Source organism: Celeribacter halophilus, assembly GCF_018860305.1.
GTDB lineage: Bacteria > Pseudomonadota > Alphaproteobacteria > Rhodobacterales > Rhodobacteraceae > Celeribacter > Celeribacter halophilus_A.
This window is the reverse complement of the sequence record NZ_JAHKPE010000040.1, coordinates 113,200-131,723: the sequence shown is the minus strand read 5'-3', so window position 1 is coordinate 131,723 and position 18,524 is coordinate 113,200. Positions and strand designations below refer to the sequence as shown.

Annotated in this window: 13 protein-coding genes; 4 read left to right on the top strand and 9 right to left on the bottom strand. The window is 57.7% G+C overall.

Annotated features, from left to right (window positions below; all coding sequences use genetic code 11):
- Position 1: 1 nt before the first annotated feature.
- The 7 genes from KO492_RS17765 to urtA all read right to left on the bottom strand — a co-directional run bounded on the left by KO492_RS17765 (position 2) and on the right by urtA (position 8,629).
- Positions 2 to 1,351, bottom strand: a complete 1,350-nt coding sequence (locus KO492_RS17765) for an ABC transporter substrate-binding protein (RefSeq protein WP_216046199.1) — start codon at positions 1,349 to 1,351, stop codon at positions 2 to 4.
- Positions 1,352 to 1,375: 24 nt separating this feature from the next.
- On the bottom strand, positions 1,376 to 2,497 hold the full coding sequence (locus tag KO492_RS17760; RefSeq protein WP_216046198.1) for a LacI family DNA-binding transcriptional regulator: 1,122 nt from the start codon (positions 2,495 to 2,497) through the stop codon (positions 1,376 to 1,378).
- Between the two features lie 135 nt (positions 2,498 to 2,632).
- Positions 2,633 to 3,331 carry an urea ABC transporter ATP-binding subunit UrtE gene (gene urtE / locus KO492_RS17755; protein ID WP_216046197.1) on the bottom strand — a complete coding sequence of 233 codons (699 nt, stop codon included), beginning with the start codon at positions 3,329 to 3,331 and terminating at the stop codon, positions 2,633 to 2,635.
- 12 nt (positions 3,332 to 3,343) lie between these two features.
- A complete protein-coding gene (gene urtD, locus KO492_RS17750) occupies positions 3,344 to 4,084 on the bottom strand; it encodes an urea ABC transporter ATP-binding protein UrtD (RefSeq protein WP_216046196.1) in 741 nt (246 codons plus the stop codon).
- Positions 4,081 to 5,307 carry an urea ABC transporter permease subunit UrtC gene (gene urtC, locus KO492_RS17745; RefSeq protein WP_216046195.1) on the bottom strand — a complete coding sequence of 409 codons (1,227 nt, stop codon included), beginning with the start codon at positions 5,305 to 5,307 and terminating at the stop codon, positions 4,081 to 4,083. The genes urtD and urtC overlap by 4 nt, the downstream gene beginning before the upstream one ends.
- Positions 5,308 to 5,310: 3 nt before the next feature.
- Positions 5,311 to 7,266 carry an urea ABC transporter permease subunit UrtB gene (gene urtB / locus KO492_RS17740; RefSeq protein WP_216046194.1) on the bottom strand — a complete coding sequence of 652 codons (1,956 nt, stop codon included), beginning with the start codon at positions 7,264 to 7,266 and terminating at the stop codon, positions 5,311 to 5,313.
- Between the two features lie 67 nt (positions 7,267 to 7,333).
- Positions 7,334 to 8,629 carry an urea ABC transporter substrate-binding protein gene (gene urtA, locus KO492_RS17735; RefSeq protein WP_216046193.1) on the bottom strand — a complete coding sequence of 432 codons (1,296 nt, stop codon included), beginning with the start codon at positions 8,627 to 8,629 and terminating at the stop codon, positions 7,334 to 7,336.
- A gap of 504 nt (positions 8,630 to 9,133) precedes the next feature.
- On the opposite strand from urtA, the gene KO492_RS17730 reads away from it, so the two are divergent.
- From KO492_RS17730 to KO492_RS17720, 3 genes are all read left to right on the top strand, one after another.
- Positions 9,134 to 11,950, top strand: a complete 2,817-nt coding sequence (locus KO492_RS17730; protein ID WP_216046192.1) for a methyl-accepting chemotaxis protein — start codon at positions 9,134 to 9,136, stop codon at positions 11,948 to 11,950.
- 110 nt (positions 11,951 to 12,060) lie between these two features.
- Positions 12,061 to 13,446, top strand: a complete 1,386-nt coding sequence (locus KO492_RS17725; protein ID WP_303578282.1) for a bifunctional enoyl-CoA hydratase/phosphate acetyltransferase — start codon at positions 12,061 to 12,063, stop codon at positions 13,444 to 13,446.
- Positions 13,446 to 14,609 (top strand): acetate/propionate family kinase, encoded by a 1,164-nt coding sequence (locus KO492_RS17720; RefSeq protein WP_216046191.1) that lies wholly within the window; start codon positions 13,446 to 13,448, stop codon positions 14,607 to 14,609. The genes KO492_RS17725 and KO492_RS17720 overlap by 1 nt, the downstream gene beginning before the upstream one ends.
- A gap of 3 nt (positions 14,610 to 14,612) precedes the next feature.
- Here the strand turns inward: KO492_RS17720 and KO492_RS17715 are convergent, their stop codons facing one another.
- Together KO492_RS17715 and KO492_RS17710 are read right to left on the bottom strand one after the other, a co-directional pair.
- Complete coding sequence (locus KO492_RS17715) at positions 14,613 to 17,141, bottom strand: ABC transporter permease (protein WP_216046190.1); 2,529 nt, start codon at positions 17,139 to 17,141, stop codon at positions 14,613 to 14,615.
- Entirely contained in the window at positions 17,138 to 17,824 is a 687-nt protein-coding gene (locus KO492_RS17710) for an ABC transporter ATP-binding protein (protein WP_216046189.1), read from the bottom strand. The genes KO492_RS17715 and KO492_RS17710 overlap by 4 nt, the downstream gene beginning before the upstream one ends.
- 12 nt (positions 17,825 to 17,836) lie before the next feature.
- Between KO492_RS17710 and KO492_RS17705 the strand changes: the two genes are divergently transcribed.
- Positions 17,837 to 18,520 (top strand): arylesterase, encoded by a 684-nt coding sequence (locus tag KO492_RS17705; protein WP_252735601.1) that lies wholly within the window; start codon positions 17,837 to 17,839, stop codon positions 18,518 to 18,520.
- Positions 18,521 to 18,524: the final 4 nt, after the last annotated feature.

The following is an 18,524-nucleotide window of genomic DNA, read 5'->3' as shown; positions in this document are numbered from 1 at the left end:
TTTATTCGATGGCGCTCAGTTCGGCGTTCATTTCCGCCACAGCCGTCGCGGCATCAATGTCACCGTCGATATACTCGCGCACCACGCGGTTGATGACCTGAGAGTTGACCATCTTGGAGGCAAGCGCCAGTTGGCCTTCTTTCACGCCCCAACGCTGGGCCACATCAAGACCGGCGACAATCTCGTTGATCATCTCCTGCGCATAGAGATCGCCAAGCGGGGCCTTACGGTCCACACCGACGGGCAATTCAGCCCAGGCTTTTCCGAAGGCTTCCGGATCTTCCGCAGTGCCACGACGTGTCGGGAACATGCCTTCCGGTGCAATAGAGAGGGTTTGCAGATAGCCTTCATCCATCGAGAACGCGACGAAATCTTCGGCCTCATCAATCGAGGCATCGGTGGTGATGCCGAAGTAGTTGATGTTGGCATAGGCTGCGCCATCAGGATTCGACGGACCGGAGAAAGTGGTCACGATACCGGTTTTCGACGCCAGTTCGCCCGAGGTCGGATCGTCATTGATGGTGGGCGGAGCGCTGTCGCGCAGACCGGCCAGTTCGTCAAGGATGAAGGGCGACCAGATGATCATAGCCGCATTGCCGGAGAAATAGAGCGTCCGCGACTGGTCCCAGTAGAGATCACCCGGAGGCGACGCATTGGCAATGGCCTTATAGAAATCAAGAACTTCCGTGGTCTTTTTCTCATCCAGCGGAGCAAATCCGTTCTCGTCCACGGGGCTCACGCCATTGGCAAGGAACACATGCTCGAGCACCTGCGACATGAAGGCTTCGTCCACTTTCGTGGCGGCGACAAAGCCATACATCTCAGGCGGATTGTGCAGTTTTTCGAGAGCGGCCTCAACAGCGGCAAAGGAGGTCGGCGCTTCGAGACCGGCAGCATCGAAAAGGTCTTTGCGGTAGACAATCATCTGGGTCCAGCCGTTGGCCGGAACAGAAGCATAGCCGTCATCCATCGCCGCCATGCTCAGCGCACCCGATGCGAATGTCTCAGGACCGAGAACTTCGATCACGTCTGTCGCGGCATCCGTATCAAGAATCCCCGCCTCGGCCCAAGGCAGCGCATATTGCAACGGATGGTAGATCACATCCGGCAGATCACCAGCGGCATATGCTGCCGTGGCCCGCGTGCCCAGATCGGACTCCGTGACCGGAATCACCTCGACCGCAACGCCAGTTTTCTCCTCAAAGGCTTTGGCCATTTCTTCCTGTTTCGCCAAGCGATCCGGCTGTTCCTCGGTGGTCCAGAACCGCAGCGTCTCGGCGCTGGCGGCAAAGCTGGTCAAAGCCAGCGCTGTCGCCGCGCTTGTCAAAAGGATATGTTTTTTCAATGTCATCTCTCTCTCCCTGAGTTGATGAAGTTAATCAAAAGACATGTGATCGGCCAAAAGCCGGACCATATGTTGCGCCAATGCGTCTGGCGTCTTGTCGGGTGCCCCGACGGAGCCTCCCGGACAGAATTCCGCCGCGATCAGCTCTTGCTGAAGTGGCGCGTCCATGTTGCGCACGCGGGCGATAAACATCTCGCCCAGTGCGGCCCCCGCTTTGCGGTTGTCGACCGAAAAGGTCGCAAGTCGTGGCCACATGGCCCGCGCTTCCGGTGAGCCGTCATAACCCACCACCGACAGGTCCGAACCGATTTTCAGACCCATGGCATTCGCAAAATCATAAACCCCGCGCGCCAGCATATCGGTCGCGCACAAGATGGCTGTCGGCGGGTGTTTCATGCTCAGAAGCTGACGCACCGCCTTGGCCGCCTCTTCCGGACACAAAAGCTCCTCGATCATCAAAGCGGGATCGACGTCCAGCCCCGCGCTCTGCAATCCGGCGCGATAACCGTCACGTCGCAGATGGGAATAGGCATAGTGGCTGGCCGAACCGATATAGGCGATCCGTTCGTGGCCGAGACCGGCAAGCATTGCAACGGCCTCAGCCATGGAGCTTTCGCTGCACGCATCAAAATAGGATGTATTTTGATGGTTTTTGGCGCGGCCATAGCAAATATAAGGTGTATTTTCACGCTCCAGAAATGCAATACGCGGATCGTTCCAAAGCACGCGCGGCAGGATAAAACCATCGGCTTTGCGGTTGTGCACAAGGTCGCGCATGATCCCGAGCGTATCGCCTTCGCTTTCGGAGGTGGCAATAGTGAGCGTCCAGCCCTCTTTCGAAGCGGCCTGTGTCAGCCCTGCCAGAAACTCCGCAAGGAAAGGTCTGTGAGCGTCATGGGCGGACAGTTCAATCACCAGCCCCAAAGAACAGCTCCGGCCCGTTTTGATCGCCTGCGCCTGACTGAGCGGGCGATAGCCCATAGCCTGCGCAGCCCGAATGACGCGGACGCGGGTGGTTTCGGAGATGTCCGGATAGCCGTTCAGGGCACGAGACACAGTTCCCTTTGTCAGGTTGAGCGCCTGAGAAAGATCCGTGATCGTGACCCGCGCATTGTCGCGGGAGCGTCGGTCCGGTTTGACGTCTGTCTTCACCTGATTCGCCTCCTCTTCTTCACAAGAAACTCCGAAACCGGTTTCGGCAACGGGTTTTTGAGAATTTATACCATTCAAAGCTGCGACAAATTCGCCGCAATGCGGCATGGAAGCTCTTGAATGATCGGCAAAAACTCAGGCGATGCGGAAAACTTCAGCGGCTTCTTCCTTGGAAATACCGGATTTGTCATGGCGCGAGGTCACACGCCCGCGTTCCATGAAAACAAGGCTGTCCGCGAGGTCGTAGGCAAATTCGAAATACTGTTCGACCAGCACAATCGCCATGTCTCCGCGCTCCCGCAAAAGCGAGATCACGCGCCCGATTTGCTGGATGATATTGGGCTGGATCCCCTCGGTCGGCTCATCGAGCAACAGGAGTTTCGGCTTGATGATCAAGGCCCGCGCAATCGCCAGTTGTTGTTGCTGGCCACCGGACAAATCCCCGCCGCGGCGATGCATGAATTCCTTGAGGATCGGAAACAGTTCGAAAATCTCGTCGGGGATGAATTGCTCGGACTTCGGCAAACAGGCAAACCCGCTTTCAAGATTTTCCTTCACCGTCAGAAGCGGAAAAATCATTCGCCCCTGCGGCACAACGGCCAGTCCTTTTTGAGCAAGCTCATGGGCTGGTGCGCGTCCGACATCCTCGCCATCAAGCACCATCGTTCCGCCCGAACGCGGATGGGTGCCGGAAATTGCCTTGAGCAGAGAGGTCTTGCCGACCCCGTTGGTGCCCATGACACAGGTCACCTGCCCCGCCTGCGCGGTCAAATCGACATCATAGAGGATTTGGGAGCCACCATAGTGCAGCGTGAGGTTTTTCACATCGAGCATGGTCATTTTTCCTTACCGCCCCAAATAGACGTCAATGACGTCCTGATTTTGCGTCACATGATCCAGAGACCCTTCGGCGAGCACCGACCCCTCGTGCAGCACAGTCACCTTGCACTCAAGTCGCCGGACAAATTCCATGTCATGCTCCACCACCACCACAGCACGGGTTTTCGCGGCTTCTTTAAGAATGTCGGTGGTGTGTTCGCGCTCTCCCAGCGTCATGCCTGCAGCGGGTTCATCGACAAGGAGCAGCTTGGGGTCTTGGGCCAGAAGCATCCCGATTTCCAGCCATTGCTTTTGCCCGTGCGACAGTTCGCCGGATTTGCGCGACAGCTGATCGGACAGACCGATCTCACCGGCGAGCGCCTCGACCTTGGCGAAATCAGCCGGCTTGGGGCGAAAGAACAGTACCTTCAGAGGGTTGCGGTCATTCTTCACCGCCATCAGAAGGTTTTCAAACACGGTCTGGTCCTCGAACACCGTCGGGCGCTGGAATTTCCGGCCAATGCCCGCGCGCGCAATCCGTGCTTCGTTCATACCGACCAGATTGCGGGACAGATCGCCCCAGAGCACCTTGCCCTCATCGGGTTTCGTCTTGCCCGTCACAATATCCATAAAGGTGGTTTTGCCCGCGCCGTTCGGGCCGATGATCGCCCGCATTTCCGCAGGGCCAATAGAGAAGGACAGGTTGTTGATCGCCTTGAACCCGTCGAAAGATACGGAAATGCCGGAGACTTCGAGAAGCTGGCTCATTGTTCTGCCTCCTCTTCACGCAGGCTGCCCTTGTCCGGCCCCAAGGGCGCACCTTGGCGGTTGGGAGAGAGGCGTCCCGAGACAAGATCGAAAAACCCTCCGATGCCTTTCGGCGCGAACAGAGTGACAAGGACAAAAGACAGGCCAAGCAACACCAGCCACCAATCCACCCATTTGATCGTATAAAACCCGAGATTGATGTCTGGCGCCTGACCTCCGGTGAAATAGGTCGACACGAGCGACACAAACACGGCGCCGATCACGGCACCATAGAGACGCCCGCGCCCGCCGATAGCCACCCAAACCGCGAGGTAGATCGAGGCAATCGGAGCAATCTCGGCAGGGTTGATGATGCCCGCCTGCGGATAATACAGCGCACCACCGATAGCCGCGAGAACGGCCGTCAGGGTGAAGACAAACAGTTTGAAGCCTTCAACCGAATAGCCGAGAAACCGCACCCGCGCCTCGTCATCACGTATGCCGCGAATGACCGATCCGAACTTGCCGGAGACCACGAAGGCCGCGATCAGATAGGTGAGCAGCAAGGCCAAGGCCGAGGCCCAGAAGAACCAGATCGAGATATTGTCTTGTGAAATCGCATCCGCGCCGGGAAGGTTTTGCAACCCCGACAAACCGTTGTTGCCGCGCAGCCCGCTGTCGTTCTGGAACAGGTAAAGCGAAAGCGCCAGCGTCATCGCCTGTGTCAGGATGGAGAGGTAAACTCCCGTCACCCGCGAGCGGAAGGCCAGCCAGCCGAACAGCAACGCCAGAATGCCGGGAACCAGCACGACAAGCGCAATCTGCGCCCAGAAACTATGGGCAAAGGACCAGACGAGAGGAAAATCGCTCGACCCGACCACGCCGAAAATCTGTGATCCGATGGCATCGGAAATCTCGGAAGGCGTGGGCGGAATAGGCGCGTTCACCATGCTTTCGACCACAATGATCTTCGTGCGCGCATACATGAGCCACATGCCGATCATATAGCCACCCAGCCCGAAAAAGGCGAAATGCCCAAGGCTCAGGATGCCCGTATAGCCCCAGACGAGGTCCATCGCGATGGCGACCAGCGCCAGACAGAGCGTCTTGCCCAAGGTCTTGACGAAAGAGGTCGAAAGCGCGCCGGAGCCATAGGCTTCCGACAGGAAAGTGACTACGAGGGTAAAGATCACAAGCACCGCAATGAACACCGGAAGGGAGGGGTTTTTCTTGAGAAAGTCCATGAGTTAATCCCCCGCCGCGCGGCCCTTGAGGGCGATGATGCCCTTGGGTCGGAACTGGATGAAAATGATGATGAAAACGATCATGTAGGTCTGCGCCGCAAGCGTGTTGGACGGGTTGAACCATTCGATTCCTTTTTGCAGGAAGCCAATCATGGTCGCGCCCAGAAGCGTGCCCCAGATATTGCCGACGCCGCCCACAACCACGGTCATGAAGCTCTGCACGATGTAATCCGACCCCAGTTCCGAGGTGACTTTCGCATAGAGCCCGATGGCAACCCCAGCGACCCCCGCGATGCCGGAACCAAGCCCGAAGGTCAGCATATTCACCTTGTCCGGATTGATCCCCATAGAGGCCGCCATGCGCGGGTTTTGCGTCACCGCACGGGTTTCAAGGCCAAGCCGCGTCTTCTTCATGATGAAGAGGAAGACCCCGAGGAACACAAGCGCGAGCACGAAAATCGCGATGCGAATATATGAGATCGAGACCACATCGTTGAAGGACAGCGCCCCGTCGAGCCAGCCCGGAGAGGTGAGCGGGCGGGCCTGTGTGCCGAAGATATTCTTGGCAAGTTGTTGCAGCGCAATGGAGACACCGAAGGTCGCCAGAAGCGTCTCCAAGGGACGGTTATAGAGCCAGCGGATAATCAGCCGCTCCATCGCCACACCGGCAGCAAAAGTGACAGCAAAGGCCAACGGGATCGCAAGGATGATCGAGACGGTGTAATCGGGGACGATCTGTTGCACCACATAGCCGGTGTATGCGCCCATCATGATAAACTCGCCGTGGGCCATATTGATAACCCCCATCACGCCGAAGGTGATGGCAAGACCGATCGCCGCGAGGAAATAGATCGAGGCCAGAGACAGGCCATCGAGGGTCAGATCGAAAAACTGGTTTACCCCGACAGCGCGGTTGATAGAGGACAGCACCACCTCTGCCGCATCCGTAACGACTTTGGACGGCTCGGCATAGACTTCGGCAAAGCGCACACCTGTGACCGCGTCCTCAATGGAGAATGAGGGATCGAATGGCGGCACCACGCCTTCACGCGCCAAAGCGGCATAGGCCCGATCCCGCGCCTCTTGCGTGTTCAGCGCAGCCACAGGCACGCCGCCGACCATCCCGTCTTTGATATGGGCTTCCAGCGCCGATTTGCGCGCATCCGGAGACGGCTGCGGTTCCAAAGCTCCGGCAGCAATCATGAGCGCATAGCCTTCCGAAGCGGATAGATCCCGCGAGCCAGCACGCAATTCGCGCTTCACATTGGCCGTGTCAGGCAGATCTTCGGCATAGACCGTCTTGGTGGTCAAAACAGGGTTGAGTGCGGCACGCGCCTCCAGTGACAGCGCACCTTTAAAGCCCTTAATCGCCGTCACACGGGCGGCCTCATCCGTGTCGTAAGAAATGGTCAAAAGCCGTTCCGTGACCTCTTTGAGCGCCTTGATCTCCGGATCACGCTCCTGCGCGATAGACTCCCGCAAAGGCGCAAGGTGGGACGCTTCACCGTCACGCTGGATCGCCAGAATGGCTGCGCGGCGTCGATCAGGGTCCGGATCATTCAGTTGAAACTGCACCAAGGCCGCGCCGATCATCGCGCGGATCCCCGAATTCGGCTTGAGTTGCTTCAAATCGGATTTCTCCACAGAGCCGACACTCTGCCCCGTCGTAAAATCGAACAATTCATAGGTTTTGCTGTCGCGTTTTTCCGCTTTGAAAAACAGCCGGTCACTCTGACGTTGCCACATGTCCTTGGACTGCCACGCCTGCAACACATCTTGCGCGGCGGGAAGCCCCGAACCGGCGAGCGCCTCAATCGCCGGAGCGATGGTTTTGCGCGAAGATTTGACGATGACCTCGGCGTGTTCTTGCAACACGTCCTGAACGGTCCGGTCCTGAGCCTGAGCCATCAAGGCGCAGGTGAGAAAGAGCAGGCAGGCTGCAACAAGGCGACGAAGCATAAAATCTCTTTCCGAAATGAAGTGCGGAAGGGCGACGCTGGCCGCCCCTCCTGACGTTTCAAAGCACTCAGTAGTTGGATTTCAACTGAACACAGGTTTCGGTTTCGGTGTTATACATGCCACAGCCGAGGTCTTTCCAATCGGACTTGAGCACGGCAGATTCGGGCAGGAAGTCTGTCCACGCATCACCCGGAACTTCTTCGGTCTGGGAAATGATATCGAACTGGCCATCATCCAGAATTTCCCCGATGAGAACCGGTTTGGAGAGGTGGTGGTTCACATTCATGACCGCCGTGCCACCTGTAAGGTTCGGGAATTCCTGACCATACATCTCGGAACGCACCGCATCGACATCGGTGGTGCCTGCGGCTTCAGCCGCGTTCACCCACATATTGAAGCCGATATAATGCGCTTCCATCGGGTCATTGGTCACGCGGGCCTCGTCACCGATAAACGCGTGCCATGCTTCGATGAACGCCGCATTTTCCTCGGTATCAGCGGACATGAAGTAGTTCCATGCCGCGAGATGGCCAACAAGGTTCGAGGTGTCGAGACCGGAAAGCTCTTCTTCACCCACAGAGAAGGCGACAACCGGAATATCATCCGCGGAAACACCGGCGGCGGCCAGTTCCTTATAGAAACCAATATTGGCATCCCCGTTGATGGTCGAGATCACGCCGACCTTCTTGCCATCCGCGCCCAGCGCCACGACATCCGCCACGATCTTGGACCAGTCGGAATGACCGAAGGGGGTGTAGTTGACGAAAATATCTTCTTCCGCGATGCCCTTCGACTTGAGATAGCTTTCAAGGATATTGTTCGTCGTGCGTGGGTAGACATAGTCCGTGCCGAGCAGCGCGAATTTCTCGACGCCCAGTTCATCAAGGAAGTAATCCGTGGCCGGAATCGCCTGCTGGTTCGGTGCGGCGCCGGTGTAGAACACGTTTTTCGAGCTTTCCTCGCCCTCGTATTGCACCGGATAAAAGAGCAAACCATTGAGTTCTTCGATCACCGGCAGGACGGATTTACGCGACACCGAGGTCCAGTTGCCAAAAATCACATCGACATTCTGCACCGTCAAAAGCTCGCGTGCCTTTTCGGCAAAGAGCGGCCAGTCGGAGGCCGGATCGACCACCACAGCTTCGAGATCACAGCCCAGAAGACCGCCTTTCTCGTTTTGCTGCTCCACCAGCATCAGCATCGCATCTTTCAACGTGGTCTCGGAAATCGCCATTGATCCCGACAGGGAGTGCAAGACCCCGACCTTGATCGGACAATCGGCGGCGAATGCACCGGAGGCAATCGCAGTGCTCGCAAACAGCGCAGAGGCCAGCGTGGCTTTGAGTTGAATTTTCACTTCCATATTCCCTTGTTGGAAGCCGCAGAACTGTCGCGCGCTTTCATAAGAAAGCATCCATTATTCTGATTTTTATGGATAAAACGCCAACAGTCCCCTTATGCAGCGTTAAAGATTTATATCTTTTGCATCCAGATCATCAGACCCCGACACATGTCCCCACGGCGCGTCGTGACCTGTCTTTGCCTTTCGGTCTCCGTAAAGAGCACTCAAGGGGTCGACCACATGCCGCACAGAAAGTCTGGAGTTGTGCGAAACATGCACACAAGACTCTAAAGGAAATCACAGGCAACAAATGAACAGGGCGCCTGTGCCGCCCATCCCTTAGGCATTTGACCGCACCAGCGACGCATTGCTGTGCGCAAAAGGAACGGTCCTTACAGGAGACGTCTGCCGCGAATCCATCTGTCACAGGTGGCAGAGAGGGAAAAGCGGGCGGTGTCTCAACACAATATTAGGAGCTTGCTGCCATGCTGCGACCTGTTGGCCCGCCTCTGACGGGGAAAGGCCATGCTGAATTTGCGTATCAAGATGACTACGGAGCGTGGGATGAAAGATCGGCTTGGAAATATTTTTGGCTCTGTCGCGGCTAAAATTCTCGGTATTTTATGTGCACTTGTCGGCACAACACTCGCGGCCATTCTGGTGTCCGGCTCACTGATTTCCACAATCAACGAAGAAGCCGAATCGCTCGTTTCTTCCTCACTCCCCCCTTTGGAAACGGCCTCTGATATTTCCAATGCAGTCTCGGATTTGAAAGATGCCGTCAACAATTTGCTGGTGACCAACTCCCATCTGGCAATTGAAGACGCGGTTCATGGCATCCAAAAGGCCAATGAGACCCTGCATGCACATATGCTGGAGGCCGATCAGAACCGCTATCCGGACCTGTCCAAAGAGATGGCAACACTTACCACCAATCTCGAAACGCTGGAGCAGGCGCGTCAACAAGAGCTGACGGCACAAAACCTGAATATGAAAGCGCTTGCTCAACTTAGTCAGGATGCGCGCATTCTCAGTGAAACACTGCAAAGCCAGATTGACGGGGCTTCGTTCTCCCTTTTGCTGGCGGGAAACACCGCGACCGCGAAATCGACCTACAATATAAACCAACTGCTCAAACGCGAGGTTGAGGCGCTCAAGCTCGCGTTGCTTCTGAAGGCCGAACTGAACCTCTCCGTCGGCCTTACACAGGCTCTGCTGGAGACCAGCGATCTCGGCCAACGCAAAGAGATCCACGACAACGCTCTGGAGGGAATGGCCCGCATCGACGCGATTCTCGAAGACATGCAAAGCAACAAAACCGCCTCCGAATACGTAGAACAGCTTCGCGCGGCCCTATCCTTCCACAAAGAATTTCTGAGCCTTACGCCAACGGAAATGAAAATCCGTGCCGATCGCCTGCACAACGCCCAGAACGAGCTTGATGCAGAAATTTCAAATGTGGTGGAAACAACTCTGGCCGTGCTCGACAAGGAAAGCCGAATTACGTTCTCCACCAACGAAGCCGTGCTGAATGAACTCCTGAACACGGATGTCCGCGAGATCACAGACCTCGCACGTCTGGACGCCACAATCAAAACGGTCCTGATCAAGGCCATGCAGGGCGCCGCCTCGAATAACAGTGGGTATATTCAAGCCCTCCAATTCGAAATCGACGAGATCGTTCCCAAAATCAGTGCAAAGGCCTCCATCCTCCCCGAAAAGGTCCAATCCATCCTGTCTTCGGTTCTCGCGCAGGTGCATCCGGAAACCGGCCTTCTGGCAACCCGCCTCACTGCCCTGAACGCACGCAGCGACGGCTTCGTCGCGACCTCTGCCGTCTCCGAAAACCTCCTCAGCATCTCGAAGATCGCCGTCACTATTTCAAACGACTCCATTGTCGATATCTCGCACGCGAGTCAGGTCTTGATGTCAGATGCGCAAGACGCGTCCACAACAATGAACGGAATTACCGCCTTTGCCATCGCCATCGTGCTGGGCGCTCCGGTTTTGACCTACATCTTCATCATGCGACCACTTAGTGCCGTGACCGCCAGCACCGAACGCCTCGCCATTGGAGATATGGCTGAAATCCGTCGTGTCGGCGGACGCTACGGCGAGATCGCTAGACTTTTCTCTGCCTTGACCGTGTTCCGGAACAATCTAGTCGAAAAAGAACGTATGGAGGCGGAAGCAGCCGAACGGGCACAGAACGAAGCCGAGGCCAAAGCAAAGGCTACAGAAGAAAAGCGTGCCCGCGAAATTGCAGAACAGCAAAGAAAAGAGGAACAAGAACGCCGCGAACGCGAGCAGGAAGCCCGTGCCGAAGCAGAGCGTCGCAAACTCGAAGAAACCGCCGAAGCCGAGCGCAAAGCACGGCATGAAGAACAAACCGCAGTCGTCAATGCGCTGGCAGAAGGGCTCCGTCGTCTTTCCAATGGAGATGTGCGCATGACAATCGAGCAAGAGTTCCCCGAAAGCTATGAACAACTGCGCCAAGACTATAATGCCGCCGTCTTGTCTCTGCGTTCCGTCGTCGAACAGCTATCCGGCACATCGCAAACGATCCACGCAAATTCCAATGAAATCTCGAATGCCGCGAATGATCTGTCCCAGCGCACAGAACGGGCAGCCTCCATGTTGGGCGAAACCGCTTCCGCGCTGACCCAGTTGACTGCGGCCGTGAAATCTGCGGCCGATGGGGCCGCTTCAGCCAATGAAACAGTGAGCGGCGCAAAAACCAATGCGCAAAACGCAAGCACGGTCGTGGAACAGGCGATCTCGGCCATGGACGCAATTTCGGACTCTTCTGACAAGATTTCCAAAATTATTTCTGTCATTGACGACATTGCATTCCAGACCAACCTGCTCGCACTCAACGCCGGTGTAGAAGCCGCTCGTGCCGGAGACGCCGGTCGTGGTTTTGCCGTGGTTGCCTCGGAAGTTCGCGCCCTTGCCCAGCGCTCCTCGGAAGCCGCACGGGAAATCAATGCCCTGATTTCGGTCTCAGGACAGGAAGTCGGACGCGGCGTCGCTCTCGTTGATCAGACCGGTGAGGCGCTCCGCTCCATCGTGCAGGATGTCTCCGTCATCTCGACGCATATGTCCGAAATCGCTACATCCGCAGAACAGCAATCTGCCGGCATTTCCGAAATCAACACAGCAGTCGCCAATCTCGATCAGACAACCCAGCAAAACGCCGCCATGTTTGAAGAGACCACAGCGGCAAGCTTCTCTCTGGCAAATGAGGCCTCCACCCTCAATGAGATTGTGAAGCAATTCGTCTTGAATGAGGCTCCCGTAGGCGAGGAAGTGCATGATGCCCCTGTGATGCTTGCCTCATGATCAGGAACTCTACGAAAAATCGGAGAAACTCTTGATTTGCCTCAAGGCAGCCCGCACCAATCTAGCGGCATCTAATTCAATATAATGTCGCCATTCAGCAAGGATTGATCGTGACCATATTCCAGAACACCCCGTTCGACCAGCTTGAGGTCGGGATGGAGGCAGAAGTCCGTCGCCTCTGTGTCGCAGACGATCTGTATGTCTTTGCCCATGCGTCCGGCAACCTTAACCCCATGCACCTTCCGAAAGAGGATGGGGACAGGGACGGAAAGCCGGAATCCGTTGCACCTTCCAGTTGGGTCGGGTCGCTCATTTCCGCCGTGCTCGGGAACAAGCTTCCCGGGCCGGGCACCCTCTATAAATCTCAACATTTGAGATTTCATGCGCGCGCTCATGCCGGCGATGAGCTGATCGCCCGCGTCAAACTCATTCGCAAAGGCAGCAACCGGAGTGCAACATTCGAAACGACTGTGTCCCTTGCCGACGGAACAGTCCTCATCGATGGTGAAACCGAGGTCATTGCGCCAGCCACGAAAGAAAGTTTTGACATTCATGATGTGCCCGGACTGACCGTCGAAAGCCATCGGCACTTCGACAAATTGCTAGAAATGTCCGAAGACCTCCCTGCAACACGCATGGCGGTTGTGGCGCCGGAAGAAGAAAACGCACTCCGTGGTGCCATGATGGCAGCCGAGCACAAACTGATCCAACCAATCCTCCTCGGGGATCAGGACAAAATCTATAGCACCGCCAAGGTGCTTGGGATCACGCTCGACAAAATTGAGTTAATCCATTGCGCCACGCATCACGAAGCCGCCCAACTGGCCGTCACCATGGTCCGCGATGCGCGCGCGAATGCGATCATGAAAGGCCACATGCACACAGATGATTTGTTGCGGCCGATCCTGAGTTCCCGCAACGGCCTGAAAACCGGTCGCCGTCTCAGTCATATATTCGTCATGGATGTACCCGGTCTGGATCATCTCCTGATGGTCTCCGACGCAGCGATCAACATCGCGCCGGACCTCCCGGCCAAGGTCGACATCGTCCAGAATGCAATCGACTTGGCCATAAGCCTCGGGATCGAGACCCCGAAAGTGGGCGTCCTTTCCGCGGTCGAAACGGTAAACCCGAAAATCCCGTCAACGCTCGACGCGGCCGCGCTCTCGAAAATGGCCGACCGCGACCAGATCAAAGGTGGCATTGTGGACGGACCGCTGGCAATGGACAACGCCATCAGCCTTTCGGCCGCACGCACGAAAGGCATCAAAGGCGGCGTGGCCGGACATGCGGATATCCTGATCGTCCCCAATCTGGAAAGCGGCAACATGCTGGCGAAAGAGCTTACATTCATCGCCCACGCCGAAGCCGCCGGTGTCGTCATTGGCGCCCGATGTCCGATCGTACTGAACTCCCGCTCGGATAGTGACAAGTCGCGACTGGCCTCATGTGCCGTCGCAGCACTTCACGCAAAACGCGCACGGGAGATCACCTGATGGGCCAAAGAATCCTTACAGTGAATGCCGGGTCGTCGTCGGTCAAATTCGCCCTCTACAAATCTGCCACCTCGCCGGAGTGCCTCGCCCGTGGTCAGGTTCAAGGCATCGGCTCTTCCCCCAGTTTCAAGTTCAAAAAGGGCGGATCCGGCGCGGCCAAACCTGTCGACGCTAAAGATCAGGATCAAGCACTGGATGTCATCTTGAGCAAGATCACTCCACTACTCGACGGGCAGGAGGTCGCAGGAGTCGGTCACCGGATCGTGCATGGTGGACCGCTGCGCGCAGCGCCTGCGGAACTCACAGAGGATGTTCTGGCCGATCTCGCCACGTTCAATCCGCTGGCCCCATTGCATCAGCCTCACAACCTGTCGGCGGTCGAAGCGGCCAAACGCGCCTTCCCCCATGCGCTCCAGATCGGGTGTTTTGACACGGCGTTTCACCGCAACCATCCGTGGGAAAACGACATCTACGCCATTCCGCGCAAATATTACAAACAAGGGGTGAAGCGCTATGGCTTCCACGGGCTGAGCTATGACTATGTCTCGCATCAGCTTGTCCGAGAACATCCGGAGTTGCACGGCAAACGCATTATTATGTGCCACCTCGGCAGCGGCGCCTCGATCTGCGCGGTCAACAACGGGGTCTCGATTTCATCCTCTATGGGGTTTTCGCCGCTGGATGGCATCCCCATGTCCACCCGTTCCGGCCACCTTGATCCCGGTATTCTTTTGTATCTCATGGAGACGGAGGGCATGACGACCAAGGAGTTGACCCACATGCTCTACTACGACTCCGGGCTGCTGGGGCTGTCCGGCATAAGCCATGACATGCAGGTGCTGGAAAACTCGGATGAACAAGGGGCCAAGGAAGCTGTCGAATATTTCGTTTACCGTGTGCGGCGGGAAATCGGGGCTATGGCCGCGACACTTTCGGGGATTGATGCGCTCGTGTTCTGCGGTGGTATTGGAGAAAACTCCCCGAACATCCGCCTTCAAATCATCGAACGGCTCGGCTTTCTGGGCATTACCCCCGATGCGGATGCTAATGCACAAAACGCAACGCGGATATCCAAAGGCCCAACACCGGTCTTTGTCCTGCCAACCGACGAAGAACAGGTGATCGCCAATGCAGTGGCCAAGGCGCTTACCCCCGCGCATTGACGGTCAGCTTTCGGCGGTCCGCAAAACCCGCGCGGGACGCACGCGCATGGCCCGCCATGAAAACAGAAGTGAAGTCAGAGAGGTCACAAGCACACCGCCCGAAACGATCCAGAGGGCGACACCGGCGGACAGGGTAAAATCGGCCTCCATCACGAAATGGATCACCGCCCACGCCGCCGTCGCGCCGGTCACAAGGGCCACCAGCCCCGCGCCCAAGCCGAGTATCAAGGCCCGCAACGCGAAACTGGCCAGAATGTGCGCGCGACTGGCTCCGAGGGTTTTCAACACGGCAGCTTCATACCGCCGCCGCTCTTCACCCGCCGCAGCGGTGCCAATCAACACCACAGCACCGGTCACCAAAGTTGCTGCCGCTCCCAATGTCGTAGCCGCGGCAATGCTCTGCAACACAGAGACCACTCGATCAATCGCATCACGCACCCGTATCGTCGTGATATTGGGATAGGATTGCGCCAGATCGCGGATCAACGGGGCCTCGGCCTCCGGCGTGGCATAAATCGTCGCAATCCATGTATGCGGCGCACCGGCAAGGGCCGCCGGATTCATGGTCAGGACAAAGCCCATCCCCGCCCCCGAGAAATCCACCGTGCGAAAAGAAGTGATTGTCCCCGTGATGTCGCGGCCAAGAATATTGATCGTCATCTCGTCACCGAGTTCGAGGCCCATTTCTTCGGCCTCCTCGGCAGCAAAACTGATCTGGGGCGAGGTCTCCTCCGGCCCCCACCATGTCCCTTCGGTGATCTCCGTATTCTCCGGCGGAGTTGCCGCATAGGTGATGCCACGATCCCCGCGCAGCACCCAATGCGGTCCGGCCACCTCCTGCGCATCACGCCCGTTGATCTTGGTGATCAAGCCGCGCAGCATCGGGGCAGCTTCGAACCGGCTCACACCGGAATCACCTTCAACGCGCGTCGTCAGACCTTCAATCTGGTCCGGCTGGATGTCGACGACAAAATAGGACGGTGCGCGTTCGGGCAGGTCTTGCGCGATGGCGTTGCGCATATTGGCGTCAATCTGGCCAATCGCGGAGAGCACCGTGAGCCCCAGCCCGAGCGAGAGGACCACAGACACGGCCTCCCCTCCGGGGCCGCCAATAGAACCAAGCGCCAGACGCAGCGGCAGCGATCTCCGCCACATGAGCGACAACCGCGACAGGTGCCGAGCCAAAGCCGTCAGCCCCCGCCCCGCCAAAACGAGCAGGCCGAAAGTCACCGCGAGCCCCAAGAAAGCCCACAGCACAAGGCGGGCATTTTCGGAAAACAGGACCGCTGCGCCGACAAGCGCCGCGATCAAAAGCGCCTGCGCCACGAGATAGGGCCAACGCGGCCAGCCACGCAGACCGAACAACGCGTCACGATAGAGCGCCGCAGGGCGAATGTGCTCGGCGCGGGCCAAAGGCCACAACACGAAAATCGCGCTGGCGAGAAAGCCATAGATGGCGGCTTCAACCAGCGGTGCGATATGGGGTGTCGCCTCGACCGGAACCGGAAGCATGGTGCGGATGAACGGAAATGCCAGCACCGGCACAAGCGCGCCGATCACAAGCCCTGCCACAATCGCGATTCCCGACAAGGTTCCGATTTGAAACAGATAGGCCAGAAAAATTGTGCGACGGTCCGCTCCGAGTGTTTTGAGCGTGGCGATCACGGAGATCTTCCGGTCAAGATAGGCACGCACGGCGGAGGACACGCCGACCCCGCCGACCGTCAGACCCGCCAAACCGACCAACACGAGGAAAGAACCGAGACGTTCGACAAAACGGCTCACACCGGGGGCACCATTGCGCGCATCGCGCCAGCGGAACCCGCCGGATGCGACCTCCTCTTTGGCTTGCGATTTGAGCGCCTCCAAGTCGGTGCTGTCCGGCAGATCCAGCCGATAGGCGCTTTCAAACAATGTGCCGGGGGCGAGAAGGTCAGTGTCCCGCAACGCCGACAAGGACACGAGACTGCGCGGGCCAAGGGTAAACCCCTCCCCTGCCCCGTCCGGTTCGCGGGTTAGTTCGGCCATAACGACAAAGGGCACATCCGCCAATGTGACGCGGTCTCCGATGCCGAGGCCCAAGCGCTCGAACAACATGCGGTCAAGCACGATCCCCGCGACCCCGTCCTGTCCGGCCAGAGCTTCTGACAAAGGCATGTCAGGCGACAGACCGACCGAGCCGAGCAAGGGATAGGCGCTATCAACGGCCTTCACCTGCGTCAGGGCACGCTCTGCCCCATAGCCGAGCATGGAGCGGAAATCCGCGATCTCGGAGAGGGCGAGAGACTGCGCCTCCATCCATGCGCGTTCGTCTTCGGAGGCAAAGCGGTAGGTGAATTCCATTTCCGCATCACCGCCCAGCAGTGTCGCCCCTTCGCTGGCGAGACCTTTGGAAATCCCGTCACGCACCGATGTCACCGCCGCAATCGCGGCAACGCCCAATAACAGGCTCAGGATCAGAACCCGAAATCCCCGCACACCGGCACGCAATTCACGGCGGGCAATGGTCCATGCAAGACCTGCGCTGCTCACGCGGACACCTCTGCCGGATCGATCTTGCCATCACGTAAACGCACGACACGATCACAGCGCGCAGCCAGTTCGGGGGAGTGGGTCACCATCACCAAGGTCGCTCCGTGGCGGTCCCGAAGCTGCATCAAAAGATCCATGATCGCCTCACCCGTGCTGCCATCGAGATTACCGGTCGGCTCGTCCGCCAGTAAAATTTCAGGACGCGGCGCCGATGCCCGTGCCAGCGCCACGCGTTGCTGTTCGCCCCCCGACATCTGCGCCGGATAGTGATCGCAACGATCTCCCAGGCCCACAGCCTCCAATTCCGCGCGTGCGCGGTCGAAAGCCTCCGCAACACCTGCCAATTCAAGCGGGATGGCGACATTTTCCAAGGCTGTCATTGTCGGGATAAGGTGGAAGGACTGGAACACAATCCCCATATGATCTCTACGAAAGCGGGCCAGACGATCTTCGTTCATTGCGCTCAGATCATGCCCGAGCACCGAAACCCGACCGGCGCTGGCCCGTTCCAGCCCGCCCAGAACCATAAGGAGCGACGATTTGCCAGAGCCGGACGGCCCCACAAGCCCGAGCGTTTCCCCGCGTTTGACCTCAAGTGAAATGCCGCGCAAAATATCGACCCGCCCCGCATTGCCATCAAGAGACAGCTTGATGTCTTGTGTTGCGATGATCGGTTCTGACATGGGAGTATCCTTTTGACCTCTGACACATATGGGGCATTGGCCCGCCTCGGCAACCGCTTCTCACGCATACTCGGTCATATTCTCTTGATCGCCCTGCCCGCCTTTGCATCGGCGGAGCCTGTGCGGATTGCGGCTTTGGGCGACAGTCTGACCCAAGGCTACGGGCTGGTCCAGCAGGAGGGCTTCACCGCACAGCTGCAAAACTGGCTGGATGCACATGATGTCGAGGCCACAATTGTGAATGCGGGCGTGTCAGGAGACACCACCGCAGGAGGGCTGAGCCGCGTTGCGTGGACGTTGACCCCCGACATTGATGCGATGATCGTCGCACTTGGTGGCAATGATCTGCTACGCGGATTGTCGCCGGACTTGTCCCGCGCCAATCTCGCCGGCATCCTTGATGTCGCGAAGGAGAAAAACATCCCCGTTTTGCTCATCGGGATGCAGGCTCCGGGCAATTTTGGCGCAGAATACAAGGCGCAGTTTGATGCGATCTATCCGGAACTGGCCCAGGACTATGGCACGCTTTATGTCGAAGGATTTCTCAAGCCCCTCACGGATATTGGCCCGTGGGAACAGGTCTTGAAAACCCATATGCAGCCGGACGGGATACATCCGAATGCCGCGGGCGTGGCGGTGATTGTCGATGCGATAGGGCCGAAGGTCGCGGAACTGGCCGAGCGCGCGCAGGAGTAGGCGC